The 26,021-nt window shown below is 74.0% G+C and carries 23 protein-coding genes; 16 read left to right on the forward strand and 7 right to left on the reverse strand.

The annotated features are described in order from the left end of the window. Together J1M40_RS01620 and J1M40_RS01625 are read right to left on the reverse strand one after the other, a co-directional pair. Positions 1 to 493 (reverse strand): PH domain-containing protein (locus tag J1M40_RS01620; RefSeq protein WP_206450399.1); only part of this gene is annotated, 493 nt, incomplete at its 3' end. 30 nt (positions 494 to 523) lie between these two features. Then, entirely contained in the window at positions 524 to 1,360 is an 837-nt protein-coding gene (locus J1M40_RS01625; RefSeq protein WP_069941775.1) for a biotin--[acetyl-CoA-carboxylase] ligase, read from the reverse strand. Between the two features lie 189 nt (positions 1,361 to 1,549). On the opposite strand from J1M40_RS01625, the gene J1M40_RS01630 reads away from it, so the two are divergent. The 6 genes from J1M40_RS01630 (at position 1,550) to J1M40_RS01655 (ending at position 9,468) form a co-directional block, all read left to right on the forward strand. Beyond that, complete coding sequence (locus J1M40_RS01630; RefSeq protein ID WP_069941774.1) at positions 1,550 to 3,133, forward strand: acyl-CoA carboxylase subunit beta; 1,584 nt, start codon at positions 1,550 to 1,552, stop codon at positions 3,131 to 3,133. Continuing rightward, the gene (locus J1M40_RS01635; protein ID WP_176726090.1) at positions 3,130 to 3,423 is read left to right on the forward strand and encodes a hypothetical protein; all 294 of its coding nucleotides are present in this window, start codon (positions 3,130 to 3,132) and stop codon (positions 3,421 to 3,423) included. Before J1M40_RS01630 ends, J1M40_RS01635 begins: the two co-directional genes overlap by 4 nt. Before the next feature lie 35 nt (positions 3,424 to 3,458). Then, positions 3,459 to 5,147: a DUF885 domain-containing protein gene (locus tag J1M40_RS01640; RefSeq protein ID WP_063188779.1), complete on the forward strand. Its 1,689-nt coding sequence runs from the start codon at positions 3,459 to 3,461 to the stop codon at positions 5,145 to 5,147. Then, the gene (locus J1M40_RS01645; protein WP_063188781.1) at positions 5,144 to 5,839 is read left to right on the forward strand and encodes a nucleoside triphosphate pyrophosphatase; all 696 of its coding nucleotides are present in this window, start codon (positions 5,144 to 5,146) and stop codon (positions 5,837 to 5,839) included. Before J1M40_RS01640 ends, J1M40_RS01645 begins: the two co-directional genes overlap by 4 nt. Positions 5,840 to 6,003: 164 nt before the next feature. After that, the gene (locus J1M40_RS01650; protein WP_063188783.1) at positions 6,004 to 7,860 is read left to right on the forward strand and encodes a biotin carboxylase N-terminal domain-containing protein; all 1,857 of its coding nucleotides are present in this window, start codon (positions 6,004 to 6,006) and stop codon (positions 7,858 to 7,860) included. Positions 7,861 to 8,031: 171 nt separating this feature from the next. Next, entirely contained in the window at positions 8,032 to 9,468 is a 1,437-nt protein-coding gene (locus tag J1M40_RS01655; protein ID WP_144919182.1) for an MFS transporter, read from the forward strand. A 103-nt stretch (positions 9,469 to 9,571) separates the two neighbouring features. On the opposite strand, the gene J1M40_RS01660 is transcribed toward J1M40_RS01655, so the two are convergent. Next, the gene (locus tag J1M40_RS01660) at positions 9,572 to 11,011 is read right to left on the reverse strand and encodes an NAD(P)H-quinone dehydrogenase (RefSeq protein ID WP_170720692.1); all 1,440 of its coding nucleotides are present in this window, start codon (positions 11,009 to 11,011) and stop codon (positions 9,572 to 9,574) included. A 64-nt stretch (positions 11,012 to 11,075) separates the two neighbouring features. Here J1M40_RS01660 and J1M40_RS01665 point away from each other — a divergent pair, with 64 nt between their 5' ends. From J1M40_RS01665 to J1M40_RS01700, 8 genes are all read left to right on the forward strand, one after another. Further along, the gene (locus J1M40_RS01665; protein ID WP_002854392.1) at positions 11,076 to 11,921 is read left to right on the forward strand and encodes a purine-nucleoside phosphorylase; all 846 of its coding nucleotides are present in this window, start codon (positions 11,076 to 11,078) and stop codon (positions 11,919 to 11,921) included. Further along, positions 11,921 to 13,651 carry a phospho-sugar mutase gene (locus J1M40_RS01670; RefSeq protein WP_136940094.1) on the forward strand — a complete coding sequence of 577 codons (1,731 nt, stop codon included), beginning with the start codon at positions 11,921 to 11,923 and terminating at the stop codon, positions 13,649 to 13,651. Before J1M40_RS01665 ends, J1M40_RS01670 begins: the two co-directional genes overlap by 1 nt. A 20-nt stretch (positions 13,652 to 13,671) precedes the next feature. Beyond that, entirely contained in the window at positions 13,672 to 14,361 is a 690-nt protein-coding gene (deoC, locus tag J1M40_RS01675) for a deoxyribose-phosphate aldolase (protein ID WP_041103884.1), read from the forward strand. A gap of 58 nt (positions 14,362 to 14,419) precedes the next feature. Beyond that, positions 14,420 to 14,725: a hypothetical protein gene (locus J1M40_RS01680; protein WP_119217470.1), complete on the forward strand. Its 306-nt coding sequence runs from the start codon at positions 14,420 to 14,422 to the stop codon at positions 14,723 to 14,725. 78 nt (positions 14,726 to 14,803) lie between these two features. Further along, on the forward strand, positions 14,804 to 15,871 hold the full coding sequence (locus J1M40_RS01685; RefSeq protein ID WP_100058871.1) for an acyltransferase family protein: 1,068 nt from the start codon (positions 14,804 to 14,806) through the stop codon (positions 15,869 to 15,871). Continuing rightward, entirely contained in the window at positions 15,868 to 16,743 is an 876-nt protein-coding gene (locus tag J1M40_RS01690; protein WP_136940093.1) for a low molecular weight phosphatase family protein, read from the forward strand. The genes J1M40_RS01685 and J1M40_RS01690 overlap by 4 nt, the downstream gene beginning before the upstream one ends. Before the next feature lie 626 nt (positions 16,744 to 17,369). Beyond that, positions 17,370 to 18,257, forward strand: a complete 888-nt coding sequence (locus J1M40_RS01695; RefSeq protein ID WP_170079805.1) for a nucleotidyltransferase family protein — start codon at positions 17,370 to 17,372, stop codon at positions 18,255 to 18,257. Next, entirely contained in the window at positions 18,247 to 18,579 is a 333-nt protein-coding gene (locus tag J1M40_RS01700; protein WP_135019294.1) for a PqqD family protein, read from the forward strand. The genes J1M40_RS01695 and J1M40_RS01700 overlap by 11 nt, the downstream gene beginning before the upstream one ends. A 6-nt stretch (positions 18,580 to 18,585) precedes the next feature. Here J1M40_RS01700 and mfd read toward each other — a convergent pair whose 3' ends face one another. Together mfd and J1M40_RS01710 are read right to left on the reverse strand one after the other, a co-directional pair. Beyond that, a complete protein-coding gene (gene mfd / locus J1M40_RS01705) occupies positions 18,586 to 22,194 on the reverse strand; it encodes a transcription-repair coupling factor (RefSeq protein ID WP_241251992.1) in 3,609 nt (1,202 codons plus the stop codon). Between the two features lie 58 nt (positions 22,195 to 22,252). After that, on the reverse strand, positions 22,253 to 23,317 hold the full coding sequence (locus tag J1M40_RS01710) for a MauE/DoxX family redox-associated membrane protein (RefSeq protein WP_144860011.1): 1,065 nt from the start codon (positions 23,315 to 23,317) through the stop codon (positions 22,253 to 22,255). Positions 23,318 to 23,500: 183 nt separating this feature from the next. Here J1M40_RS01710 and J1M40_RS01715 point away from each other — a divergent pair, with 183 nt between their 5' ends. Both J1M40_RS01715 and J1M40_RS01720 read left to right on the forward strand, forming a co-directional pair. Further along, on the forward strand, positions 23,501 to 24,028 hold the full coding sequence (locus tag J1M40_RS01715) for a DUF2505 domain-containing protein (protein WP_044659725.1): 528 nt from the start codon (positions 23,501 to 23,503) through the stop codon (positions 24,026 to 24,028). Between the two features lie 83 nt (positions 24,029 to 24,111). Then, positions 24,112 to 24,687 carry a phosphotyrosine protein phosphatase gene (locus J1M40_RS01720; protein WP_206450400.1) on the forward strand — a complete coding sequence of 192 codons (576 nt, stop codon included), beginning with the start codon at positions 24,112 to 24,114 and terminating at the stop codon, positions 24,685 to 24,687. Between the two features lie 43 nt (positions 24,688 to 24,730). Here J1M40_RS01720 and pth read toward each other — a convergent pair whose 3' ends face one another. Next, positions 24,731 to 25,306 carry an aminoacyl-tRNA hydrolase gene (gene pth, locus J1M40_RS01725; protein ID WP_010079281.1) on the reverse strand — a complete coding sequence of 192 codons (576 nt, stop codon included), beginning with the start codon at positions 25,304 to 25,306 and terminating at the stop codon, positions 24,731 to 24,733. Between the two features lie 7 nt (positions 25,307 to 25,313). Continuing rightward, on the reverse strand, positions 25,314 to 25,937 hold the full coding sequence (locus J1M40_RS01730) for a 50S ribosomal protein L25/general stress protein Ctc (protein ID WP_044659564.1): 624 nt from the start codon (positions 25,935 to 25,937) through the stop codon (positions 25,314 to 25,316). Positions 25,938 to 26,021 lie beyond the last annotated feature (84 nt).

A 26,021-nucleotide genomic window follows, 5' to 3' on the forward strand; every position in this document is an offset into this window, starting at 1 on the left:
AGGTTGGGGTGCGGGCCTGGCGGGTGAGGTGGGCCAGGGCCTCCTCGAACCGCGCGGCCTCGGGGACGTCGCGCAGCCGCCAGTGGACCTGGCGGGCGGGCTCCTGGAAGAGGATGTGCAGGTCTCCGGCACCCGAGCCGCGGCGGCGCCGCTGCACGTCGGCGATGGACACGAGCGGCATGGCGGCACCGGAGTCGCCGACGCCGGCGCCCTGGAGGATGCGGCGGTCGGTGAGCACGGTGCGCCGGAAGACCCAGCGCCACAGCGGGCGGACGGTGCCGGGGAGCAGGACGAGCGCCGCGACCACCCACGCGGCCGCCTCGAGCACGGCGCGGTTCGCGGCGACGATCCCGGGCAGGTCGGGGCGTGCGAGCACGCCGACGGCCAGGCCGAGCAGGAACGCGACGGCCACGAGGACCGCGGCCGGGCGCAGCAGCGCGCGCGGGTGGGTGCGGGTGCGGACCATCACCTGCTCACCGGGCTCGAGTCGCACGGCGGTCACCTCCTGACCGGGACGGGTGTGTCATGCGCCGCGATGGACGTCTCCGCGCAGGTGGGCCACGTCCCCCGCACTGACCTCGGTCTCGATTGTGCCACGATCCGGTGTGACGTGCCTCACGCGCAGGGTGCCACCGGGGCCGAGGCCCACGGCCGTGCCCTCCAGCACGCCGCCGCCGGGCAGCTCGGCGCGCACCGCGCGGCCCAGCGTGGAGAGCCGGTCCGCCACGGCCGCCACGGCCGGGTGACGCCCGTCGACGGCCGTCGTCTGCCCCGCCACGCCCGCCGCGAAGCGGTCCACGGCCGCCACGACGGCGTCGCGCAGCTCGACCGCGAGGTCCCGGGGGGCGGGCACGGCGTCCGCGCCGATCCACTCCGCCAGGTCCGTGGCGGTGTCCACCGGGGCGGCCCCGCGGTGGTCCAGGTTCACGCCCATCCCGACGACGACGCCGGGCCCCTTGCCGTCCGAGGACAGCGCCACCGTGGCCAGCACGCCGCACAGCTTGCGCCCGTCGGTGGCGAGCACGTCGTTCGGCCACTTCACGTGCGTCGGGACGCCCCGGGCCGCGAGGCGCTCGGCGACCGTGGCGGAGGCGACGAGCGAGAGCCAGCTCAGATGGGCCGGAGAGACCGGCACCCCGCCGGACTCGGGACGCAGGTACACGGACAGGGCGAGCGCCGCCCCCGGCGCGGCGCTCCACACCCGGGAGTGCCGTCCCCGGCCGGCCCGCTGGTCCGCGGTGGCCACGGCCGCACCGTGCCGGTGTCCCTCGCGGTCCAGCCGTGCGAGGAGCTCATCCTGCGTGGAGCCGGCGGAGTCCAGCCAGGTCAGATCCGGTGTGGGGGCGTCGTCGGGGTGCATGCCCCTAGATATACACGGCGTTCCCGGGGGCGGGCTGGGCGGGCCGATCCGCTCCCGGGGCGCGCGGAGGGGCGGCCCGGGCCGACGTCCCCGCCGTTTGTGGGCTTCCTCCAACCGAGGGCGTCCGCGGCGGCCCGTACACTGGCCGACTGAGCCTCCGCATCTGGCGGACCACCACAAGGAGGACGTGTGACCGATCCCGATCTGACCACCACGGCCGGCCGGCTGGCCGACCTGCATCGGCGGCTCGAGGCGACGGCCGCGCCCGGCGGCCCGGACGCCGTCGAGCGCCAGCACGCTCGCGGCAAGCACACCGCGCGCGAGCGGATCGACCTCCTCCTGGACGAGGGCTCCTTCGTGGAGCTGGACGCGCTGGCCGTGCACCGCACCACCGCGTTCGGCATGGACGCCAAGCACCCGGCCGGCGACGGCCTGGTGTCCGGCTTCGGCACCGTGGACGGGCGCCAGGTGGCCGTCTACTCCCAGGACTTCACGGTGTTCGGCGGCTCGCTGTCCGAGCGCAACGGGCAGAAGATCGTGAAGGTCCAGGAGTTCGCCGCGCGCAACGGCTGCCCCGTGATCGGCATCCTCGACGGCGGTGGCGCGCGCATCCAGGAGGGCGTGGCCTCCCTCGCTCAGTTCGCGGACATCTTCCGGAACAACGTCCTGGCCTCGGGCATGATCCCGCAGATCTCGCTGATCATGGGCCCCTCCGCCGGCGGCGCGGCCTATTCGCCGGCGCTGACGGACGTCGTGGTGATGGTGGACCAGACCTCGCACATGTTCATCACCGGCCCGGACGTGATCAAGACCGTCACGGGCGAGGACGTGGACATGGAGACCCTCGGCGGCGCCCGCTCGCACAACGCCACCTCCGGCACGGCCCACTACATGGCCTCCTCGGAGGAGGACGCGATCGCGTATGTGCAGGACCTGCTGGAGTTCCTGCCCTCGAACAACCTGGCCGAGGCCCCCGCGTTCGAGCCGGCCTCCCTCGAGCTCACGGCGGAGGACGAGGCGCTGGACGAGATCGTCCCGGACTCCGCCCACCAGCCCTACGACATGCTCGAGGTCATCGCCTCGATCGTGGATGAGGGCCACCTGCTGCAGCTGCAGGAGATGTACGCGCCCAACGTGATCACCGGCCTGGCCCGCCTGGACGGCATGAGCGTGGGCGTCGTCGCGAACCAGCCGCTGCAGTTCGCCGGCACCCTGGACATCGCCGCCTCGGAGAAGGCCGCGCGGTTCGTGCGCTTCTGCGACGCGTTCAACATCCCGATCATCACCCTCGTGGACGTGCCCGGGTTCCTGCCCGGCACGGACCAGGAGTTCAACGGCATCATCCGCCGCGGCGCCAAGCTGATCTACGCCTACGCCGAGGCCACCGTGCCGAAGCTGACCGTGATCACGCGCAAGGCCTTCGGCGGCGCATACATCGTGATGGGCTCCAAGAAGCTCGGCGCGGACCTGAACCTGGCCTGGCCGAGCGCGCAGATCGGCGTGATGGGCGCCCAGGGCGCCGTGAACATCCTGTACCGGCGCGACCTGAAGGCGACGGCGGAGGCGGGCGGCGACGTCGATGCGCGCCGGGCCGAGATCGTGGCCGACTACGAGGCCGAGCTGCTCAACCCGTACCAGGCCGCCGAGCTGGGCTACGTGGACGCCGTGGTGCCCCCGCACGCCACCCGCGGCCAGCTCATCCGCGCCCTGCGCGCCACCCTGCACAAGCGCGAGGCCCGCCCCGCCAAGAAGCACGGGAACATGCCGCTGTGAGCGCCCTGCTGGGCCCGGGCACCCCGGACGAGAACGACGAGTCCACGCAGGCCACGCCGGCGCCGGCCGACCCGCTGCAGCTCAGCGGCCCGGAGTTGGAGCCGGAGGAGATGGCCGCGCTGGCCGCCGTCCTCGAGGCGGCCGCCGCGGCCCGGGCCGAAGCCGCCCGGCTCGCCGCCGTGGCCGCCGACCCCCGCCCCCTGGACCGCACGCTCCGCCGTCGCGGCGACCTGGGCCTGTGGGCCCGGCCCGGCCGCGGCCAGTGGCGTCAGGGCGCGGGCCCGCAGTGAGCCGGGAGGCGGGCGCCAGCGCCTAGAGTGCCGGTATGACCCAGCACACCTCCGAGGCCGCCGCCGACGGCGCCCGCACCCCGTCCGCCATCGACGCGCTCGCCGAGCGCTACGTGACCGACCTCCTCGCCCTGCATCCGGACACCGCCACCGAGCTCGGCTTCCCCGGCCGGGAGACCGAGTACACGGACTTCTCCCCCGCCGGCGCCCGCGCCGACGACGAGCTCAACGCCCGCCTGCTCGAGGACTTGGCCGCGCTCGAGCCGCAGGACGAGACGGACCGCGTCACGAAGGCGGCCATGCAGGAGCGCATCGGCCTCGAGCGGGAGATCCACGCGACCGGCCGCACCGAGCTGAACAACATCGCCTCCCCCGCCCAGAGCATCCGCGCGGTCTTCGACCTCATGCCCACGGACACCGCGGAGCAGTGGGGCCACATCGCCGGCCGCCTCGAGAACCTGCCGGCCGCCCTGCGCGGCTACACGGAGTCTCTGCTCGCCTCCCGCGACGCCGGCCACGTGGCCGCGGTGCGCCAGGTGGACATCGTGGTGGAGCAGGCCCGCGCCCACGGCGCCGCGGGCGGGTTCTTCCCGGGCCTGGCCGAGCGGGCCGAGGCAGCCGACGTCGTGGACGACGCCCTGGCCGCCCGCATCCGCTCCGGCGCGGACACCGCCGCGCAGGCCTACCGCGACTTCGCGGACACACTCGAGGCCGAGCTGCGCCCGCACGCCCCGGAGGCGGACGGCGTCGGGATCGAGTACTACCGGCTGGCCTCCCGCGTCTTCCTCGGTGCCGAGATCGACCTCGAGGAGACCTACCGGTGGGGCCAGGAGGAGCTGGCCCGCATCATCGCGGCGCAGCAGGCGGACGCCGAGCGCATCCGGCCGGGCGCCACGATCGAGGAGGCGCGCGCGATCCTGGACGCGGACCCGGAGCGCACCCTGAAGGGCACCGAGGCCCTGCGCACGTGGATGCAGCGGCTCTCCGACGACGCGGTCGAGGCCATGAAGGAGCACTTCGAGATCCCGGCCCCGATGGACCGGCTCGAGTGCATGATCGCCCCCACCCAGGAGGGCGGCATCTACTACACCGGCCCCTCGGACGACTTCTCCCGGCCCGGCCGCATGTGGTGGTCCGTGCCCCCGGGCGAGGACGAGTTCACCACGTGGGCGGAGACCACCACGGTCTACCACGAGGGCGTGCCGGGCCATCACCTGCAGATCGCCACCGCCATGATGAACCGGGCGAACCTCAACCTGTGGCGCCGCAGCTTCTGCTGGACGTCCGGCCACGGCGAGGGCTGGGCGCTGTACGCGGAGAAGCTCATGGAGGAGCTCGGCTTCCTCGACGACCCGGGCGACCACCTCGGCATGCTGGACATGCAGCGCATGCGCGCGGCCCGCGTGGTGTTCGACATCGGCTACCACTGCGGCTTCGACGCCCCCGAGTCCGAGGGCGGCGGCGCGTGGACCCCGGAGAAGGGCTACGCGTTCCTGGCCAAGCACCTGAGGATCTCCGAGGGCCAGCGCCGCTTCGAGTTCACGCGCTACCTCGGCTGGCCGGGGCAGGCGCCGGCGTACAAGGTGGGCCAGCGCATCTGGGAGCAGATCCGCGCCGAGCACGAGCAGGCCGAGGGCGCCGACTTCGACCTCAAGGCCTTCCACACCCGGGCCCTGCGCCTGGGCGGCATGGGCCTGGACACCCTGCGGGAGGCGCTCGCGTGATCCCGCACGACGACGGCGCGGCCGGCCCCGGCACGGGCCTGCGGCTGGTGCTCGGCTCGGCCTCCCCCGGCCGAGCGGAGGTCCTGACCCGGGCGCGGGTGCCGTTCCGCGTCGTCGTCTCGGGGGTGGACGAGGCGGCCGTGGGCGCGGCGGCGGGCGACCCGTCGCCGGCGGAGCTGGCGGGCCTGCTGGCGGAGGCCAAGGGCCGCGACGTGGCCGCCCGGGTGGCGGCCGCGGGCGTCGAGGCCCCCACGCTCGTGCTCGGCTGCGACTCCGTGTTCGAGTTCGAGGGCCGCGCCCACGGCAAGCCCTACGAGCCCGAGGTCGCCGTCGAGCGCTGGCGCGCCCAGGCCGGCCGGGAGGGCGTGCTGCATTCGGGCCACTGGCTGGGCCTGGTGCTGCCGGGGCCCGGGGTCGGGTCCGGGATGGCCGCGGAGGCGGGCGTGGTGTCCGCCGTCGTGCGCTTCGGCGCCGTCACCGAGGCCGAGATCCAGGCCTACGTGGCCACGGGCGAGCCGCTGCACTGCGCGGGCGCGTTCACGGTGGACGGCGCGGGCGCGGCCCTCGTGGACGGCGTGGACGGGGACCCCAACGCGGTGATCGGGCTGTCCGTGGCGTGGCTGCGGCGGGCCGCGGCGGCCCTGGGCCAGGACTTCACCCGGTTGTGGGAACCCTCCAACGCGCAGCGCTGATCCGGCGCGACAGGGCCGCGTGCCTCGGAGGGTTCCGCCACAACGAGTAGGGTGCTGGTCAGAGTCGGCGCCGTCCCGCGCCTTTCGCCCCACCGGGTGAGGGGCACGACCCCGGACGGGGCGCCCGCACCCCCAGCCGTGATCGTCCGAGGAGTCCATCGCCCATGAGCATCGCCGACGCACCGCAGGCCTCGGTCGTCCCGCCCGTCGACCCCGCGGCGGAGCGCCGGTTCTCCCGGGTGCTGATCGCCAACCGCGGCGAGATCGCCGTGCGTATCATCCGGGCCTGCCAGGACGAGGGGCTGACCTCCGTGGCCGTCTACGCCGAGCCGGACCGGGACGCCCTGCACGTGACGCTCGCGGACGAGGCCGTGGCCCTCGGCGGGGAGACCGCCGCCGACTCCTATCTGGTGATCGGCAAGATCCTCGACGCCGCCGAGCGCGCGGGCGCGGACGCCGTGCACCCCGGCTACGGCTTCCTCTCCGAGAACGCGGACTTCGCGCGCGCCGTGGCCGACGCCGGCCTCGTGTGGATCGGCCCGCCCGCCGAGGCGATCGACCGGCTGGGCGACAAGGTCTCGGCCCGCCAGCTGGCCACCAAGGTCGGCGCCCCGCTGGCGCCGGGCACCACCTCCCCCGTGACCGGCACGGAGGAGGTCGTCGCGTTCGCGGACGAGTTCGGCCTGCCGGTGGCCATCAAGGCGGCCTACGGCGGCGGCGGCCGCGGCATCAAGGTGGCCCGCACGCGCGAGGAGATCCCCGAGTTCTACGAGTCCGCGGTCCGTGAGGCCGTGGCCGCGTTCGGCCGGGGCGAGTGCTTCGTGGAGCGGTTCCTGGACAAGCCGCGCCACGTGGAGACGCAGTGCCTGGCGGACGTGCACGGCGACGTCGTCGTGATCTCCACCCGCGACTGCTCGCTGCAGCGCCGCAACCAGAAGCTCGTGGAGGAGGCCCCGGCGCCGTTCCTCACGGACGAGCAGAACGCCCGCCTCGTGGAGTCCTCCAAGGCGATCCTGCAGGAGGCCGGCTACGTCGGCGCGGGCACGTGCGAGTTCCTCGTGGGCCAGGACGGCACCATCTCCTTCCTCGAGGTGAACACGCGCCTGCAGGTGGAGCACCCGGTCTCCGAGGAGATCACCGGCATCGACCTCGTGCGCGAGCAGTTCCGCCTGGCCCGTGGCGAGGCCCTCGGCTACACGGACCCGCAGCCCCGCGGCCACTCGATCGAGTTCCGCCTCAACGGCGAGGACCCGGGCCGCAACTTCCTGCCCGCCCCCGGCCGGCTCACCACGTTCCGCATGCCCAGCGGCCCGGGCGTGCGCGTGGACTCCGGCGTGGTGGAGGGCGAGGCCGTCTCCGGGGCCTTCGACTCCATGGTCGCCAAGCTGATCGTCACCGGCGCGGACCGCCGTCAGGCCCTGCAGCGCGCCGCCCGCGCCCTGCGCGAGGCCGAGATCGTCGGCATGCCCTCGGTGCTGCCCTTCCACCGCGCCGTGGTGCGCGACCCCGCCTTCGCCCCCGAGATCGCCGGCTCGGAGGAGCCGTTCTCGGTGCACACCCGGTGGATCGAGACGGAGTTCGCGAACCGCATCGAGCCGAGCGCCCTCACCCCGGCCGAGCCGGCCCCCCGCGAGGCGCGCCACACCGTGACCGTGGAGGTCAACGGCAAGCGCGTGGACGTCACCCTGCCCACGTGGGGCGAGGCCCTGCACACGATCTCCGGCGCCGCCCAGCGGGCCGGTGCGGGACGACGCCGGCCCCGCGGCAAGCGCGGCGCGCCGGTGGCCGCGGCCGTCAGCACGGACGCGCTGACCGCCCCGATGCAGGGCACCGTGGTGAAGGTCGCCGCCGAGAACGGCCAGACCGTGGCCGAGGGCGACCTGATCGTGGTCGTGGAGGCCATGAAGATGGAGCAGCCGCTCACGGCCCACCGCGCGGGCGTCGTCAGCGGGCTCGAGGTCGAGCCGGGCCAGACGGTCACGGCCGGCACGGTGATCGCCACCATCGCCGACGCGGAGTGAGCCGCCGGCGACGACGGCGGGGAGCGCCGGCGTCGTGGGCTGGTTCCACATGGTGGACGACGGGGACATGACTCTCGCAGATCGGCGCGACGAGGCTTAACCTGGCACGCATCTTCGTCTCACATCGTGGTCGCTCGCGACCCCCTGTGCCCGTCATACCAGGGAGACACCATGTCCCACTCCACCCCGCCCGCGAACCCGGGCGCCCCCACCGATCTCACGTCGGACGCGGTCGCCACCGCGGAGGAGGTGCCCCGCTCGCGGGTCATCATCGCCTCCCTCGTGGGCACCTCGATCGAGTTCTACGACTTCTACATCTATGCCACGGCCGCCGTCTCGGTCTTCCCGCTGATCTTCTTCGCGGGCGGCGACGACAACACGGCCCTGCTGGCCTCCATGGCCACCTTCGGCGCGGCGTTCGTCGCCCGGCCGCTGGGCGCTGTCGTCTTCGGCCACCTGGGCGATCGCGTGGGCCGCAAGACCACGCTCATCGGCTCGCTGCTGACCATGGGCATCGCGACGTTCCTCATCGGCCTGCTGCCCACGTACTTCCAGATCGGCCTGTGGGCGCCGGCCATGCTGACGCTGCTGCGCTTCTTCCAGGGCCTGGGGCTCGGCGGCGAGTGGTCCGGCGCCGCCCTGCTGGCCACCGAGTACGCCAAGGACGGCAAGCGCGCGCAGGCGGCCATGTGGCCGCAGCTCGGCGCGCCGATCGGCTTCCTGCTGGCCAACGGCCTGTTCCTCGCGCTGGTGGTCGGCTTCGGCCACGACTCCACGAGCCCGGTGCTCGACGGCCCGTTCCTCACGTGGGTGTGGCGCGTGCCGTTCCTGCTCTCGATCGTGATGGTGGCCGTGGGCCTCTACGTCCGCGTCAAGCTCGAGGAGACCCCGGTCTTCCAGCGCGCCCTCGACCGCGACCAGCGTGTGAAGGCGCCGCTGGGCGAGGTGTTCCGCCGCAACTGGTGGGAGCTGATCCTGGGCACCTTCGTCATGTACGCCACCTACGTGCTCTTCTACCTGATGACCACGTGGATCCTCTCCTACGCGATCGGCAAGCCGGCCAACGGCTTCCTGGGTGTCCCCTACGCCGAGTTCCTCGTGCTGCAGCTGGTCGGCATCCTGTTCTTCGCGGCGTTCGTGCCGGTCTCCGGCCTGCTGGCGGACCGCTTCGGCCGCCGCCCCACCCTGATCGTGATCTCGGTGCTCATGGTGGTGTTCGGCCTCTCGTTCGGCCTGTGGCTCGCGCCGGCGAACATGGGCGTGGGTGCGGAGCTGAACGTGCCGCTGATGCTGACGTTCCTGGCCACCGGCATGACGCTCATGGGCCTGACCTTCGGGCCCATGTCCGCAGTGCTGCCTGAGCTCTTCCCCACGAACACGCGCTACACCGGCTCCGGCATCGCCTACAACGTGTCCTCGATCCTCGGCGCCGCGCTGACCCCGTTCATCGCCGCCTGGCTGGTGCAGAAGTTCGGCGTCTCCTACGTGGGCTACTACCTGGCCGCGGCCTCGGTGGTCACGCTGATCGCCCTGGCGCTCTCCCCCGAGACCCGCCATACGGACCTCGACACCGTCACCTCGGCCCGCGAGCGCCGCGCCGCGCGCTGACCCCGCCCGGGCCCCCGCCCCCACTTTCGAACGTGACATCGGGGGAATGGACGCTTTCGGTCGTGAGATAGGCCCTATCTCACGACCGAAAGTCGTCTCTGGGTCAGATGCGCACGTGCAGGCGGCGCGCCGCCTCCGCGATCGACCCGGACATGGACGGGTACACGGTGAAGGTGTCCGCGAGGTCGTCCACGTGCAGCTTGTGCGTGACCGCGAGCGCGAGCGCGTAGATCAGCTCGGACGCGCGCGGCGAGACCACCACGCCGCCGATCACGGTGCCGGAGCCCTGTCGCGCGAAGATCTTCACGAACCCCTCCTCCGCGCCGGACATCTTGGCGCGGGGGTTGGTGTGGAAGTCCAGGCGCAGCACGTCCGCCTGGTACTGGCCGGAGTCCACCTGCGCCTGCGTGACGCCCACGGTGGCGATCTCCGGCGAGGTGAAGATGTTCGAGGCCAGCAGGTGCGGGCGCAGCGGCTTGAGGGCGTCGCCGAGCAGGTGGGCGACGGCGATGCGCCCCTGCATGGCCGCCACCGAGGCGAGGGCGAGCTTGCCCGTGCAGTCGCCCGCCGCGTAGATGCTCGGCACGGACGTGCGGGAGACGCCGTCCACGAGCACGTGGCCGGAGCCGGTCAGCTTCACGCCCACGTCGTCGAGGCCGAGGCCCGCCGTGTTCGGCACGCCGCCGACGGCCACCAGCGCGTGGGAGCCCTCGATCGACGGGGTGTCCTCGGCGCCCTCGCCGGAGAGGTGCACGCGCACGCCGGTCTCGGTCCGCTCGACGGACTCGGCCCGGGAGCGGGCGATCACCCTGAGGCCGTTGCCCTCGAAGACCTTCTCGAGCAGTTCGGCGGCGTCGGCGTCCTCGCCGGGGAGCACGCGGTCGCGCGAGGAGACGAGGGTGACCTTGGCGCCGAGGCGGTTGTAGGCCGAGGCGAACTCGGCGCCGGTGACGCCGGAGCCGACGACGATCAGGTGCTCGGGCAGCTCCTTGAGGTTGTAGACCTGCTTCCAGTTGAAGATCCGCTCGCCGTCCGGGACGGCGGTGGGCAGCTCGCGGGGGCTCGCGCCGACGGCCACGAGGATCGCGTCCGAGGTGATGATCTCGGGCTCGGCGCCGGCGTCGGCGTCGTCGAGGGCGCGGACGGACACCTCGTGGGGGCCGACGACGCGGCCCACGCCGTCGATCACCCGGACGCCGACCCGCTCGAGGCCCGCGCGGATGTCCGAGGACTGCTCGTGGGCCAGGTTCAGGATGCGGCGGCCGACCTGGCCCATGTCCGCGTGGACCTCGGCCCCGCCGAGATCGACGCCCAGGTCCACGGAGGCGCCCACGCGGCGCATCGAGTCGGCGGCGGCGATCAGCGTCTTGGAGGGGACCACGTCCGTGAGGACGGCCGCGCCGCCCAACCCCTGGCGCTCGACCAGGGTCACGCGGGCGCCCAGCTTCGCGGCCACCATGGCGGCCTCGTAGCCGCCGGGGCCGCCGCCGATGATGGTCAGGGACGGGATGAAGGTGCTGTTTTCCTCGGTCACGGGCTCCATTGTGTCCGCCGCGGACGGGAAAGTCCTAGCCCGCGCTCACGGGACACCGCCTAGACTCCACGACGTGACCGACCAGACCAGCATCCCCTCCCCCGACTCCCCCTTGACCGGCGACCATCCGGGCTTCGCCGAGGCCCGCGCGGCCGCCGACACCATCGCCCGGGCGACGGGCGTGGCGGAGCACCGCGTCGCCGTCGTCCTCGGCTCCGGCTGGGGCGAGGCCGCCGGCCTGATCGGCGACGAGGTCGCCGCCGTGCCGCTGGCCGAGGTGCCCGGCTTCCACGCCCCGAAGGTGCCCGGCCACAACGCGGTGATCCGCTCGGTCCGACTGCCGGACGGCACGCACGCCCTTGTCTTCGGCTCGCGCACGCACTTCTACGAGTCCCGCGACGCCCAGGCCGTGGCGCACACCGTCCGCACCGCCGCCGCCGCCGGGGCGCGCACCGTGGTGCTGACCAACGGCTGCGGCGGCCTGGACCCGGAGATCGCCCCGGGCACCCCCGTCCTGATCGCGGACCACATCAACCTCACCGGCGCCACCCCGCTCGCCGGCGCCACGTTCGTGGACCTGACCGACCTCTACTCCCCGCGGCTGCGCGCGATCGCCCGTGAGGTGGACCCGTCCCTGCGTGAGGGCGTGTACGTCCAGTTCGCCGGCCCGCAGTACGAGACCCCCGCCGAGGTGCGGATGGCGCGCACCCTCGGCGGCGACCTCGTCGGCATGTCCACGGCGCTGGACGCGATCGCGGCCCGCCACGCCGGGCTGGAGGTGTTCGGCATCTCGCTGGTGACCAACCTCGGCGCCGGCATCTCGGAGACGCCGCTGTCCCACGCCGAGGTCGTCGAGGCCGGCCAGGCCGCCGGCCCGCGCATCGCGCGCCTGCTCGCGGACATCGTGGGGCGGCTCTGATGCCCGCGCATCCCTCGCACGACGACGTCGCCGCGCTCCCGGAGGACGTCCTCGCCCGGGCTGAGCGGTGGGCGGCGGAGGACCCCGATCCCGCGCACCGGGACACCCTGCGCGCCGAGCTCGACGCGGCCGCCGGCGTCGGCCCGGAGGCCGCGGCCGCCCGGGCGGCGCTCGCCGCCCGCTTCGCCGGGCCGCTCGTCTTCGGCACCGCCGGCCTGCGCGCCGAGGAGGGCCCGGGCGAGTCCCGCATGAACCGGCTCGTGGTGCGCCGCACCGCGGCGGGTCTGGCCGCGCACCTGTGGGACGGCGTCGGACGGGACGCTGCCCCGCCGCTGGCCGTCGTCGGGTACGACGCGCGGCGCGGTTCGGCCGCCTTCGCCGCGGACACGGCCGCCGTCCTGACGGCCGCGGGCGTGCAGACCGTCCTGCTGCCGGACCCGCTGCCGACGCCGGTGCTCGCCTTCGCGGTGCGCCATCTCAGCGCGGACGCGGGCGTGATGGTCACGGCCAGCCACAACCCGCCCGCGGACAACGGCTACAAGGTCTACCTCGGCGGGCGGCTCACGGACGAGGCGGGTCGCGGGGCGCAGATCGTCTCCCCCGCGGACGCGGAGATCGCCGCCCGCATCGACCACGCGGCGTGGGCCGCAGACATCCCGCTCGCCGACGACGGCTGGACCGTGGCCGGGCCGGACCTGCTGGAGGCCTACCGCGCGGCGGCCCTCGGCGTGCTCGACGACGACCGGCACGGCCACCGCGACCTGCGCGTGGTCTACACGCCCCTGCACGGGGTGGGCGGCGCCGTGGTCCCGGGCCTGCTCGAGGACGCCGGCTTCGGCCCCGTCCACGTGGTGGCCGAGCAGGCCGCCCCGGACCCGGCCTTCCCCACGGTCGCGTTCCCCAACCCGGAGGAGCCGGGGGCGATGGACCTCGCCCTCGCCCTGGCCGCCGAGGTGGACGCGGACCTGGTGATCGCCAACGACCCCGACGCCGACCGCCTGGCCCTGGCCGCGCCCGTCACCGACGCGGACGGTGCCCGCACGTGGCGGATGCTCTCGGGCGACGCCGTCGGGACGCTGCTGGGCGCGCACGCGATGCCGGCCCTGCACGCGGCCGGCCGCAGCGCCGCGAACTCCGTGGTCTCCTCCCCGCAGCTGGCCGCCCTGGCGGAGGCGAACGGGGTGAGGCACCACGTCACGCTGACCGGCTTCAAGTGGATCTCCCGCGCCCCGGACCTCGGCTTCGGCTACGAGGAGGCCCTCGGCTACTGCGTGGACCCGGACATGGTGCGGGACAAGGACGGCATCACGGCCGCCCTCATGGCCGCGGAGCTGGCCGCCGCCCTCACAGCGCAGGGACGCGGCCTGATGGACGCCCTGGCCGACGTCGACGCGGTCACCGGCGCCATGCCCAGCGCCCAGGTCTCGGTCCGCGTGGCGGACCTGTCCCTGATCCCCCGCACCATGACCGCCCTGCGTCAGCAGGCGCCGGCCACGCTCGCGGGCGAGCCGGTCACCGTGCGCCGGGACCTGGCCGCCGGCGAGGACGGGCTGCCGCCCACGGACGCGCTGCTGTTCGCCACCGACTCCGGCACCCGCGTGCTCGTGCGCCCCTCCGGCACCGAGCCGAAGCTCAAGTGCTACCTCGGCACCCGGGACGCCGACCCGGCCGCGGCCGCCGAGCGGCTCGAGGCGCTGCGCGCCGAGGTGACGGCCCTCGTGGGCGGCTGAGCCTCGGTAGGCTGGCGGACATGACCGTCTCCCTCACCACCGCCGAGCTGGCGAAGTACATCGACGCGACCGCCCTGAAGGCCGACACCTCGGAGGCGGACGTGCGCCGCCTCGTGGCCGAGTCCCGCGAGGCCGGGGTCAAGAGCGTGTGCATCAACCCCGTGTGGGTGCCGCTGGTGGCCGCCGAGCTCGCGGGCTCGGACGTGCTGACCTGCACCGTGATCGGCTTCCCCCTCGGCGCCAACGCCTCGGAGGTCAAGGCCTTCGAGGCCCGGCAGGCGATCGACGCCGGCGCGGACGAGGTGGACATGGTCCTCGACGTCGCCGCGGCCCGTGCCGGGGACCGCGCCCGGCTCGTCTCGGACGTCCGCGCCGTGGCCGAGGCCGCGCACGCGGACGGCCCCGCGGGCGACGGCGGGGCGCTGCTCAAGGTGATCGTGGAGACCGCCCTGCTGGACGACGACGCGATCGTCCTGGCCTGCGAGGCCGCGGTCGAGGCCGGGGCGGACTTCGTGAAGACCTCCACGGGCTTCTCCACCGCGGGCGCCACCGTCGAGCACGTCGCGCTGATGCGCCGCACCGTGGGCGAGCGCATCGGCGTGAAGGCCTCCGGCGGGGTGCGCACCCGCGCGGACGCCCTGGCGATGATCGAGGCCGGCGCCACCCGGATCGGGGCCAGCTCCGCGCTTGCTATCCTGGGATCCGACTGACTCGCATCACTTCGGCCGGGCGTCCGCCCCGGTCGGGACCGCACCGAAGGAGCATCACGTGATCCGCAACGGCAAGGCCATCGACCACTCCAACGTGGGCGGCGTCTGGGGTTCCCTGATCGCCTTCATCGTCGCCTTCGGCGCGTTCCTCGGCTGCCTCTACGCCATGGGCTTCTGGTCGCTCGAGTCGGTCTGGGTTCCCGGCCTGATCGCGCTGGCCCTGGCCACTGTGGCCTTCATGATCCCCAAGGCGTTCCTGGGCCGCAGCGACACCGTGGACACCACCGCCATCCACACCCGTCCCGTCGTCGAGCACGCCGCCTCCGGCGCCCACGCCGTCGAGACCGGCGCCGCGCACCGCTGAGCCGTCCCGGAGCCGAGGATCGCTGACACCGGTCGTCCGGCCGCCGCGCGCCGAAGGGCGTCCACCCGCAACACGGGGGTGGACGCCCTTCGGCTTGTCTCCATCGCGGCGGTGGTGCTGGGTCACGCATACCTGACGGACCTCACCTTCAGCCGGTACCTGGAGATCTGGCGGATGCCGCTGTTCTTCTTCCTCACCGGCTACTTCTGGACGCGCGGCCGCCCCTGGGCCACGGACGTGCGGGGCCGCTTCCGGAGCCTGATGGTGCCGTACCTGGTGTGGGCGGCGCTCATGTCCGTGGCCGCGTTCGCGTGGTTCGCCGACGACCCCGACCTCCTGCGGCGCCTGATGATCACCGGCTGGTACGGGGGCGCGGACCAGGAGCCCCCGTGGTGGGCGTTCTGGTTCATCTCCGTCCTGTTCTTCACCACGGTGCTGCGCCGATTCCTCGAGCGCTTCCCGTCCGCCGTCGCCTGGGCCGTGGGCCTGGCCGGGCTGGCGTGGGCCCACCTCGTGCCGGACTCCGCGATCGCCCGCACGCCTCTGGGCGTCGGGCTGGCCCTGCCGTGCCTGCTGTTCGTCCTCAGCGGCGAGACGTTCCGCCGCCGCGTCCAGCCGCACGTGCGGCGCCATCGGACGCTCATCGGCATCGGCCTGGTGCTGCTCGGGCTGGGCGCGGTCCGGCTGGGCCTGGAGCCGCCCAACATCAAGTTCGGCGGCTTCGGCACGCCGGTGCTCACCCCCGCCGTGGGCGTCCTGATGTCCGCGGGGATGGTGCTCGTGTTCGGTTCCACGGTGGAGGGGCTGCTGCGCTCCTTCGCCCGACGCACCGGGACGGGGCAGGCCCTGCGCCGCGTCATCACCGCCCTGGTCCGGACGGGCACGGTGGTGGTGCTGCTGCACGGCTGGGTGCTGATGTGGGTCACGCGCCACGGCGTGGAGGACAACGCCGTCAAGTTCGCCCTCGCGCTCGCCCTCAGCTGGCTGGCAGGCCTCGCCCTGCTCGCCACCCCCCTGTCCAAGCCGTTCACGGGGGCGCGCCGCCGCTGGCACCCGGTGCACCGCCTGCGACACGTGGAGCCCCCGCACCCCGTCACGTCCGCGCTGCCGCGCGTCACGACCGCCTCGGAGAGGACACAACCATGAGCCGGGATCATCGCCCCCCGATCCGCAATCCGTTCCTGCCGTCGACGCCGGAGGAACCCGAGGCGCCGACCCGCGACGGCGGCCACCCGGCGGGTGACGGCGGTGACGCCGGCGCCCCGGCAGCCTCCACGGCGCGGGAGGATCGCCTCGCCGAGTTCCGGCTCGGCCCGGCGTTCCTCCCCCACCCGGCCGACTCGGCCGCGCCGCGGCAGCGTGCGACGCCGGCCGGCCGTGTCCCCGGCCCCCTGCCGAGCGCCCGCGTCCTCGTCGTGTGCACGGGCAACATCTGCCGCTCCGCCTATGTGGAGTACGCGCTGCAGGCGCAGCTCAACGCCCTGCTCGGTGACCGGGGCCGCGCGGAGGTCACGAGCGCGGGCACGGAACCGAACCAGGCGCTGACCGTCCCGGGTCCGCTGCTCGACCTCGCACCGAGCCGCCGAGTCCGCGCCGCGTTGACGCAGCATCGACCGCAGCAGCTGACCGGGCGTTCGCTGGCCGACCAGGACCTCGTCCTGACCGCGACGGACGACCACCTGGACGAGGTGCTGCGCGAGGACCCCGCGGCGGTGCGCCGGACCTTCACGATCCTCGGCATGGGCACCCTCCTGCGCGACCACGGCGAGGAGCTCGCCGCGGCGGTCCCTCCGGGCGCCGGCGTCACCGCGCTCGTGACGGCCCTGGCGGAGCTGCGCTCCCGCCTGATCGCCCACGGGGAGCGACCGGACGCGGATCTGCCGGACCCGTTCCGCGGCCCCGCCGAGGGCTACGCCGCGATGGCGCAGACCGCGCAGCCGATCGTCGAGCTGCTGGCGTGGGAGATCGCCCGGGCCCTCGACGGGGACCTCGTGGAGGAGGAGTCGACGGGCGCCTGACCGGCCGGCGTCAGAGATCGGGGACGGGGCCGCCTCCACTGCCACGCGCAGGGGTGCGCAGCCGGGGGGCGGACAGGCGCAGCCTAAGAATGCGTAGGCGCCGAGGATGGCGAGGACGAGCACGACGCCACCCCCATCTGCGACGTCGACCAGAGCCACAGGACGGCGCACGCCAAGCCCGCCATGGAGGTGCAGGGCCCGTGAGGAAGACGCACACCGCGGCGGTGACGAGCAGGGCCACCTTCCACCGCCGCGTCCGCACCAGAGCGAGCGGCGACTGAGCCGACCGCGGGCGATGCAGTCAACAAGACCGATGAAGCCCGCGGTCCGCGCCCATTAGCGCAACCAGTCCAGGTCTGGGATGCCCTCCGGCAGGGGGACGATCGCCGGGAACGGCATGCTCGGTGAACATGAGAATGGAACTCTGCAGGTGGATCTAGACAGGTCGCGCAGCTCATCGCGAGTCCTGCCACGCGTTCATGGATGGCACGTCAACACGGAGCACCCGGGAGCGTGCGGGTCTCGCGCCGTCAGTCCACGAATCCACCTGAACCCCTTTTAACTTTGCACCGGGCATCCGGCACAGTCACCGCCGGGCCTCCTTTGGGTCGACTAAGCTCGCGGCCATGGGAGAACGAGCGACGGGACAGCGACCGGCCGCCCCGCCGTCCCTGGACCTCGAGGTCCGCGTCCGCCTCGCCCACGCCCGCATCACGCATCTGCTGGACCGGGCCGGCATTCGCGGCCTGCACGTCAAGGGCTACGCCACGGAGCCCGGCGTCTACCCGGAGCACCGCCGCAGTTCGGACGTGGACCTGCTGGTCCATCCGGCCGATGCCACCGCCGTCATCGAGCTCCTGCACGCCCACGCCTGGGAACCGGTCGCTGACTTCTCGGAAGGGTCGATCTTCCAGCACGCGGCCACGCTCTGGCACGACCAGCTGGGGTATGTGGACGTGCATCGGCTCTTCCCCGGCCTCGGCGCGTCCCCCGAGGCGGCCTTCGACGCCCTGTGGAGCGAGCACGCCCACCTCGTGATCGCGGGCCGGCCCGTTCCGGTGCCGAGCCCGCGCCACCAGCGGCTCGTCGTGATCGTCCACGCGGCCCGCGACCCGTTCCGCGGTGGCCTCGACGTCCGGCACATTCGGGAGTCCCTCACCGCCGAGAGCTGGGCCGCCCTGCGCGAGGAAGCCCACCGGCTGGACGCGGGCGCGGCCTGGCACGTCGCCACGGGCGAGGCCGCCGACGGCGTCGACACCCGGCAGCTGGCCCTCTTCGCGGCGCTGCACGAGAGCCAGAGCGGTCTTGAACTGTTCCGCACCCGGTGGCGGTCGGCCGCCACGGTGCGGGAGCGGGCCGTCCTCGTGGCCCGCACGATCCCGGTGAACCGCCCCCATCTGCAGATGCGCCTGGGCCGGCCTGTCACCCGTGCGGACCTGTGGCGCGAGCAGCGCGCCCGGCTCGGCGCACTCGCCGGTTGGGCCTGGAGGAAGGCGGTGCGCCGTGACCGTTGAGACCACCGAGGGCTGGGCGCTCGCCCCCGACATCGCGTGGGCCCGCATCGTCGGCGGCCAGGCCGCCGTCATGACGCTCGAGGCCGGTCAGCCGCTGCTGTTGGGCGCCTCGGGCGACGTGATCTGGGACGTCCTCGTGGGCGGCCGCACCCCGGATGACGACCTGGTCGCGGATCCGCCGGCGGCGCTGTCGACGACGGACGTCACGGTCCAGGTCGCGGAGGCGTTCGGCCTCGCCCCCGCCGACGTCGCGGCCGACGTCCACGCCTTCCTCGAGATGCTCGAGGCGCACGGCGTCCTCGTCCGCGTGCGGACGGCCTGACCCGGCTCAGCCCTCCGGCGCGAAGATCGCATCGACCACCTGCTGTGCCCACTCGAGCAGCGGGACGTCCACGAGATCCTGACCCATGACCGGCTTGGTCTTGGGCCGCGGGATGAGGACGCCGTTCAGGGCCGGCTTGACCTGGGCGCCCTTGTACATGCGGGTCAGGCGCATCTGACGGGACTCCGGCAGGTCCGCGACGGGGCCGAACTTCACGTTCTGCCCCAGCAGCATCACCTCGGTGACGCCCGCGGCCCGCGCCCGGTTGCGGAACCGGGCGACGGCGACGAGCGCCTCCACCGGCTCCGGCAGCGGGCCGTAGCGGTCCTTGAGCTCCTCCACCACGGCGTCCACGGCGGCGTCGTCCGCGGCCTGGGCGAGGTTGCGGTACATCTCCAGGCGCAGCCGCTCCCCCGGCACGTAGTCGTGCGGCAGATGGGCGTTGACCGGCAGCTCCACCTTCACCTCGGCGGGCGCGGTGTCCTCCTCGCCCTTGAAGTCGGCCACGGCCTCGCCCACCATCCGCAGATACAGGTCGAAGCCCACGCCGGCGATGTGGCCGGACTGCTCCCCGCCCAGCAGGTTGCCGGCGCCGCGGATCTCGAGATCCTTCATGGCCAGCTGCATGCCCGCCCCGAGCTCGTTGTGGGTGGCCACGGCCTTGAGCCGTTCGAGGGCCACCTCGCCCAGGGGCTTCTGCGGGTCGTACAGGAAGTACGCGTACGCCCGCTCGCGGCCACGGCCCACGCGGCCGCGCAGCTGGTGCAGCTGGGAGAGGCCGTAGCGATGGGCGTCCTCCACGATCAGGGTGTTGGCGTTGGCGATGTCCAGGCCGGTCTCGATGATCGTGGTGGAGACGAGCACGTCGAACTTCCGCTCCCAGAAGTCCACCATGATCTGCTCGAGCCGGGCCTCGCTCATCTTGCCGTGGGCGACGGCGATCCGCGCCTCGGGCACCAGCTCGGCGATGCGCTTGGCCACCTTGTCGATGGTGGTGACGCGGTTGTGCACGTAGAACACCTGGCCCTCGCGCATCAGCTCGCGGCGGATGGCCGCGGTGACCTGCTGGTCCGAGTACGGGCCCACCGAGGTGAGCACGGGGTGGCGCTCCTCCGGGGCGGTGGCCAGGGTGGAGGTCTCGCGGATGCCGGTGAGGGACATCTCGAGGGTGCGCGGGATGGGCGTGGCGGACATGGCGAGCACGTCCACGTTGGTGCGCATCTTCTTCAGCGCCTCCTTGTGCTCGACGCCGAAGCGCTGCTCCTCGTCCACGATCACCAGGCCCAGGTCCTTGAACTGCACCTGGTCGGAGAGCAGCCGGTGGGTGCCGATCACCACGTCCACCTCGCCGTGCGCGAGCCCCTCGATGACCTCCTTGGACTCCTTGGCGGTCTGGAACCGGGAGAGCGCGGCCACCTTCACGGGGAAGCCGGCGAACCGGTCGGAGAACGTCTGGTGGTGCTGGCGGGCGAGCAGCGTCGTCGGGACGAGGACGGCCACCTGCTTGCCGTCCTGCACCGCCTTGAACGCGGCGCGCACGGCCACCTCGGTCTTGCCGAAGCCGACGTCGCCGGAGACGAGCCGGTCCATGGGAACGGCCGCCTCCATGTCCTTCTTGACGTCCTCGATGGTGGTCAGCTGGTCCGGCGTCTCGATGAACGGGAAGGCCTCCTCCAGCTCGCCCTGCCACGGGGTGTCCGGGGCGAACGCGTGGCCGCGCGAGGCCATGCGGGCCGAGTACAGGCGGATGAGCTCGCCGGCGATCTCGCGGGTGGCGCGCTTGGCCTTGGACTTGGTCTGCGCCCAGTCCGAGCCGCCCATCTTGGACAGCGACGGCGTCTCCCCGCCCACGTAGGTGGAGATCAGGTCGAGCTGGTCGGTGGGCACGAACAGCCGGTCGCCCGGGGCGCCGCGCTTCGAGGGCGCGTACTCGAGCACGAGGTACTCGCGGTAGGACTCCTCGGCGCCGGGGGCGGTGCGCGGGCCGCCGGTGACCTTGCGGCGCTGCAGCTCCACGAAGCGGGCGATGCCGTGCTGGGAGTGCACCACGTGGTCCCCGGGCTGCAGGGTCAGCGGGTCGACGGCGTTGCGCCGCTTCCGGGCCAGCCGCGCCCCGGGGGCGCGCGTGCCCGCGGTGCGGTGCCGGCCGAAGAGGTCGTGCTCCGTGATCAGGGCGATCTGCGCGTCCGGGATCGTGAAGCCGGAGCCGACGGGCGCCGTCGCGATGGAGACCCGCCCCGGGGCGAGGTCCGCGGGCAGGGGCCCGTCCACCACGGAGGCCGTGAGGCCGGCCTCCGTGGTGAGCTCGGCGAGACGGCGGGCGGAGCCGGGGCCGTCGGTGAGGACCACGGCATGCCACCCTTCCGCGAGCCGGACGCGGGTGTGCGCGACCATGGCCTCGATGTCGCCCGAGAAGGTCTGCGCGACGCCGAGGGTGGCGCGCAGGGCGGCGGCGTCGGGCAGCAGCTCGTCGTCCGAGACCAGCGCGGTGACGGACCAGAACCCCTGGTCCTGCTCGAGGGCGACCGCGCGGAGTTCGGCCACCGTGAGGAAGCCGCCCGCGGCGGACTGGTCCGCCCCGGCCACGTCCACCGGGGCGACCGCGCCCTGCGCGGCGCCGGCCCACGCGGCCTGGAGGAACTCCTCGTTGGTGGCCAGCAGGTCGTCGGCGCGGCCGCGCAGGCGCTCAGGCTCCACGAGGACGGTCAGCGAGCCGGTGGGCAGCATGCGGGGCAGCGACGTCATGGCCTCGGCCAGCAGCGGGGAGAGGGACTCCATGCCCTCCACGGCCACGCCCTCGGCGATGCGGTCCAGCATGTCCGCGGCGGCGGGCATGGCCGGGATCAGCTCCTTCGCGCGCCGGCGCACGTGGTCCGTGATCAGCAGCTCGCGGCACGGGGGCGCGTACAGCTCGGAGGGGTGGCCCGAGCCGTCCTCCGTGGTGTCCTCGAGGGAGCGCTGGTCCGCCACGGAGAACCAGCGCATCTGCTCCACCTCGTCGCCGAAGAACTCGATGCGCACGGGGTAGTCCTCGGTGGGCGGGAACACGTCGATCAGCCCGCCGCGCACGGCGAACTCGCCGCGACGGCTGACCATGTCCACGCGCGAGTAGGCGGCGTCCGCGAGCGCGGCCACCACGCCGTCGAAGTCCCGTTCCTCCCCCGTCCGCAGGGTCACGGGGCTCAGCTCGCCGAGCCCGGCCACGAGGGGCTGCAGCACGGCGCGCACCGGGGCGACGACGATGCGCAGCGGGCCCTCCGCGTGCTCCTCGGGGTGGGCGAGGCGGCGCAGCACGGCCAGGCGCGCGCCCACGGTGTCCGAGCGCGGGGACAGTCGCTCGTGGGGCAGCGTCTCCCAGGACGGAAACAGCGCGGCGGCACCGGCGGGGGCCCAGGCGGCCAGGTCGGTCACGAGGTCCTCGGCCTCGCGGGTGGTGGCGGTGACCACGAGGACGGCGGCGCGCTCGCCGTGGCCCTCGGCCAGCGCCTCGGCGAGGACGGTCAGCAGGGGCGCGCGGGCGCCGTCGGGCAGGCCGATCTCCAGTTCGACGCCCCGGGACTCGAGCGGCCGGGCGGCGGAGGCGGCGGCCGCCTCGAGCGCGCGTTCGGCGCGCAGGCGCGGCAGCAGCGGGGCGAGGACGGGGGTGGTCTCGGGGGGGTGGTCTCGGGGGCGCTCATGCGCGGACCTCCGGGGTGGCGGTGGAGCCGTCCGTGGCGGCGGGCAGTTCGGTGGTCATGATCTCCCGGATCTCTTCGAGGAAGGCGAGGACGTCGTCGGCGCCGCCCACCGGGCCGCCGGCGGTGAGCCGGTCCGTGCCGAGCAGCACCGCGGTGGGGAACGAGTGCAGGCCGAGGGCCTGCGAGGCGGCGCCGGCCGGGTCGGCGAGCACGAGCGACGCGTCGACGGCGCCGCTGCGGATCGCCCCCTCGGCGCCGGGGGCGTGCTGGGGCATGAGGACCCGCAGCCGGACCGGCCCGAGCGCGTCCTTGAACTCGTCCAGCCGGTCGATCACGCGCGTGCAGGAGCCGCACCCCGTGGACAGGCGCAGGGCCACCACGGCCCCGTCCGCGACCAGCCGGTGCAGACCGGTGTACTCGCCGTCCGCGACCACGACGGCGTCCGGGAACGGGTGGCGTTCGGGCTCGGCGGCGTCGGCCGGGTCGAGGGCGGCCGGGGCCTCGGGCATGGGCGTCGCCGGGGCGGCGTCGGGCGTCGACGGGACGGACTCGCGCCCGGCCAGGAACGCGGCGGTCGCGAGCAGCACGGACACGAGCAGAGCCCACGCCCACGCCCCGGCGCCGAAGGCGGTGAGCGGCTGCCAGGCCAGGCCCGCGCCGTGCACCGCCAGCGAGACGATCCCCTCGGCCAGGGCCAGGACGGCGAGGGCCAGGAAGACGACGTTGCGGACCACGGTGGTGCGGGAGATCGGGGCGGCCGAGGCATCGCCGAAGCAGCCGCACGAGACGCCGTCGTCCTGGGCCCGGACCACGAGCGCGAGGAAGGCGGCGAAGAGGGCCACGGCCACCAGGCCGACGACGGGACGCAGCAGGGTGAAGGGCTGCAGGAGGGCGGCGGCGAGCAGCAACTCGAGCCAGGGGAACGCGCGCGCCAGGGCGGGGGCCGCGAACGGGCGGGGCACCCTGAGCCGGGTGAACGTGGCCTGCACGTCCTCGCCGGAACGGAGCTTCGCCGTCCCGCTCAGGAGCATGATGAGGGCCACGGCCCAGAGTGCCGACATGGCGGACACACCTTCCAGGGGGTTCACGAGGGGTCGCGCGGCCGGTCCCGGCGCCGTGCACGGGACCCGGGTCGCGGAGGCCAGCATATAAGGTGAGGGATGGACGCCCATCGCCGTCGGCGAACCGGTGCCGGCCTCTCACGGCCCGCCGGGCGCGGCCCGACTTGACCCCGAGGAGACACCGTGGCCTTTTCCGCTCAGCAGTCCATCCCGCACCCGCCGGCGGCCGTGGCAGCCGCCCTGGCGTCCGAGGACTTCCACCGTTCCGTGGTCGAGTCCTTCGGCGGCTCCCTGGTCTCGTTCTCCGTGGAGGGCTCCCCGGAGGGCGCGATGACCGTCACCGCCGTGCGCTCCCTGCCCGCGGACCGTATCCCGGACCGGGTCCCGGACATGGCCCGCAAGCTCATCGGCTCCGCCCTCCAGGTGGAGCAGGTGGAGCGCTGGGACGCGCCCGCCGCGGACGGCTCCCGCGCCGGCACCACCACCATCACCGTTCCCTCCGCCAAGGCGACGGCGGACGGCTCCCTCCGCCTGACCGCCGCCGGTGAGGGCTCCCAGTTCTCCGTGGACGGCACCCTCGTCTGCCGGATCCCGCTGGTGGGCTCGAAGCTCGCGGCGAAGGCCGAGCCGATGGTCGGCAAGGTCGTCAATCGTCAGGCCCGGGCGCTGTCCTCGTGGCTCGAGCGTGACGGCGGAGCCGCGCGCGGTTGATCTCGTTCTCCCGTCGCCCGGCGCTGTCGAGCTCGGCTCCGCCTGCCCGGCGGGGGCGCCGGGCCCTTCCCTCGCCGGACGCCGTGCTCATCGTGTGCACCGGCAACGTGTGCCGCTCGGCCTATGCGAGCCGGGCCCTGCAGGGCCGGCTGGCGGCTCTGGCCCCCGGCCGGGTGGAGGTCGGCAGCGCCGGCTCCCAGCCGAACCAGGCCCTGACGGTGCCGCCGCCGCTCGTGCGGCTCGGCGCCGAGGCCGGCGTCACCGGGCTGGAAGGCCACCGTCCCGCCGCGTTGCAGCCGTTCATGGTGGCGGAGGCGGATCTGGTGTTGGCCGCGGCTCAGGACCACATGCGCTTCGCGCTGCGGGAGGTGCCGCAGGCCGTCGCGCGGGTGTTCACCGTGCTGGAGCTCGCGGCGCTGGTCCGCGCGATGGACCAGCGGGACGGGCGGGACTGGATCCCGGCCGGTCGCGGAGTGCGTGCCTTCGCCGCCGAGGCGGCCCGCCACCGGGCCCTCGCGCGGTCGACCGCCCAGCCCCTCGACGTCGTGGACCCGTTCCGCGGGCCGGTGGAGGGGTACGCGGAGATGATCCAGATCACGGATCCCGCCCTGGAGACCATCGCGGACGCTCTGGCCCGTGCCGTGACCCCGGCCCCCTGAGCGTGGGGCTGAGCCCCCGTCGAGGATGTCGCGGGGCGGGAGGTCAGTGGAACGCCTGCTGGGCGGGCTCGAGACCGTCCGTGACGAGCTTCTCGACGGCGTCCGCCGCGCGGTCCACGTGCAGCGGCAGGACGTCCTGCTCGGGCTTGGTGAAGGGGCGCAGCACGAAGTCGGCCACGTCCATGCGGCCCGGGGGGCGGCCGATGCCGACGCGCACGCGGGCGTAGTCCTTCGTGCCGAGCGAGGCGGTGATGGACTTCAGGCCGTTGTGGCCGCCCTCTCCCCCGCCGCGCTTGAGACGCAGGGTGTCGAACGGGATGTCCAGCTCGTCATGGACCACCACGAGGTCCTCGGGGCCGATCCCGTAGAAGGACGCCAGCGCGGAGACGGGGCGTCCGGAGACGTTCATGTAGCCGGTGGACTTCGCGAGCACGACCCGCGGTCCCCCGATGCCGAGGCGACCCGTGGCCACCACGGCGCCGGCCCGGTGGCGGGTGAACCCGACCCCCATGCGGGAGGCGAGCTCATCCGCCACCATCTGGCCGACGTTGTGACGGGTGCGCTCGTACTCGGGCCCGGGATTGCCGAGCCCGACGATGAGCGTGGTCCCCGTCGTCATGGCGTGATCAGTCCTCGGAGCCCTCGGACTCGCCCTCGGCAGACTCGGCGGCCTGCTCCTCCTGCACGGACTCGTCGCCGAGGTCCTGCTCGACGACCTCCGAGACGGTGGCGATGACGATGTCGTCCTCGAGCTGCAGGGTGGTGCCGGCGGGGACCTGCACGTCCGGGGCGTACACGTGGTCGCCGGCCTCGCGGCCCTCGACGGAGATGGTGACGGCCTCGGGCAGGTCGGTGGCGTCGGCCTCGACCGGCACGGTGACGTAGTCCAGCACGTAGTCGTTGCCGGGGGCGACCTCGCCCTCGACATGCACGGTGACCTCGACGATGACCTTCTCGCCGCGGCGGACCTCGATGAGGTCCAGGTGCTCCACGGTGTCCTTGATGGCGTGGCGCTGGATGTCCTTGGGCAGGACCAGGTGCTCCTCGCCGGCCTCGTTCACGACGGTGAGCAGGGCGTTGGGGTTGCGGACGGCCAGGGTGGTCTCCTGGGCCGGCAGCAGCAGGTGCACGGGATCCTGGCCGTGGCCGTAGACGACGGCGGGGATCAGGCCGGCGCGGCGGGCCTGGCGGGCGGCGCCCTTGCCGAAGTCGGTGCGGCGGGTGACCTTGATCTTGAGCTGGTCAGACATGATGCGTCCTCCTGTGGGGGTCTCGGCCGCGCAGCCGGGGGCGGCGCGGGATGCGGCCAGGAGGGGGCTTCAGTGCCGCAGCGG

Source organism: Micrococcus sp. KRD026 (assembly GCF_017168445.1).
GTDB classification, from domain to species: domain Bacteria; phylum Actinomycetota; class Actinomycetes; order Actinomycetales; family Micrococcaceae; genus Micrococcus; species Micrococcus luteus.

Coding starts and splice junctions, on each gene's coding strand:
- J1M40_RS01625 (WP_069941775.1), bottom strand. CDS start 1,360: ATGCACCCCGACGACGCCCCCACACCGGATCTGACCTGGCTGGACTCC.
- J1M40_RS01640 (WP_063188779.1), top strand. CDS start 3,459: ATGACCCAGCACACCTCCGAGGCCGCCGCCGACGGCGCCCGCACCCCG.
- J1M40_RS01650 (WP_063188783.1), top strand. CDS start 6,004: ATGAGCATCGCCGACGCACCGCAGGCCTCGGTCGTCCCGCCCGTCGAC.
- J1M40_RS01655 (WP_144919182.1), top strand. CDS start 8,032: ATGTCCCACTCCACCCCGCCCGCGAACCCGGGCGCCCCCACCGATCTC.
- J1M40_RS01660 (WP_170720692.1), bottom strand. CDS start 11,011: ATGGAGCCCGTGACCGAGGAAAACAGCACCTTCATCCCGTCCCTGACC.
- J1M40_RS01670 (WP_136940094.1), top strand. CDS start 11,921: ATGCCCGCGCATCCCTCGCACGACGACGTCGCCGCGCTCCCGGAGGAC.
- deoC (WP_041103884.1), top strand. CDS start 13,672: ATGACCGTCTCCCTCACCACCGCCGAGCTGGCGAAGTACATCGACGCG.
- J1M40_RS01690 (WP_136940093.1), top strand. CDS start 15,868: ATGAGCCGGGATCATCGCCCCCCGATCCGCAATCCGTTCCTGCCGTCG.
- J1M40_RS01695 (WP_170079805.1), top strand. CDS start 17,370: ATGGGAGAACGAGCGACGGGACAGCGACCGGCCGCCCCGCCGTCCCTG.
- J1M40_RS01710 (WP_144860011.1), bottom strand. CDS start 23,317: ATGTCGGCACTCTGGGCCGTGGCCCTCATCATGCTCCTGAGCGGGACG.
- pth (WP_010079281.1), bottom strand. CDS start 25,306: ATGACGACGGGGACCACGCTCATCGTCGGGCTCGGCAATCCCGGGCCC.
- J1M40_RS01730 (WP_044659564.1), bottom strand. CDS start 25,937: ATGTCTGACCAGCTCAAGATCAAGGTCACCCGCCGCACCGACTTCGGC.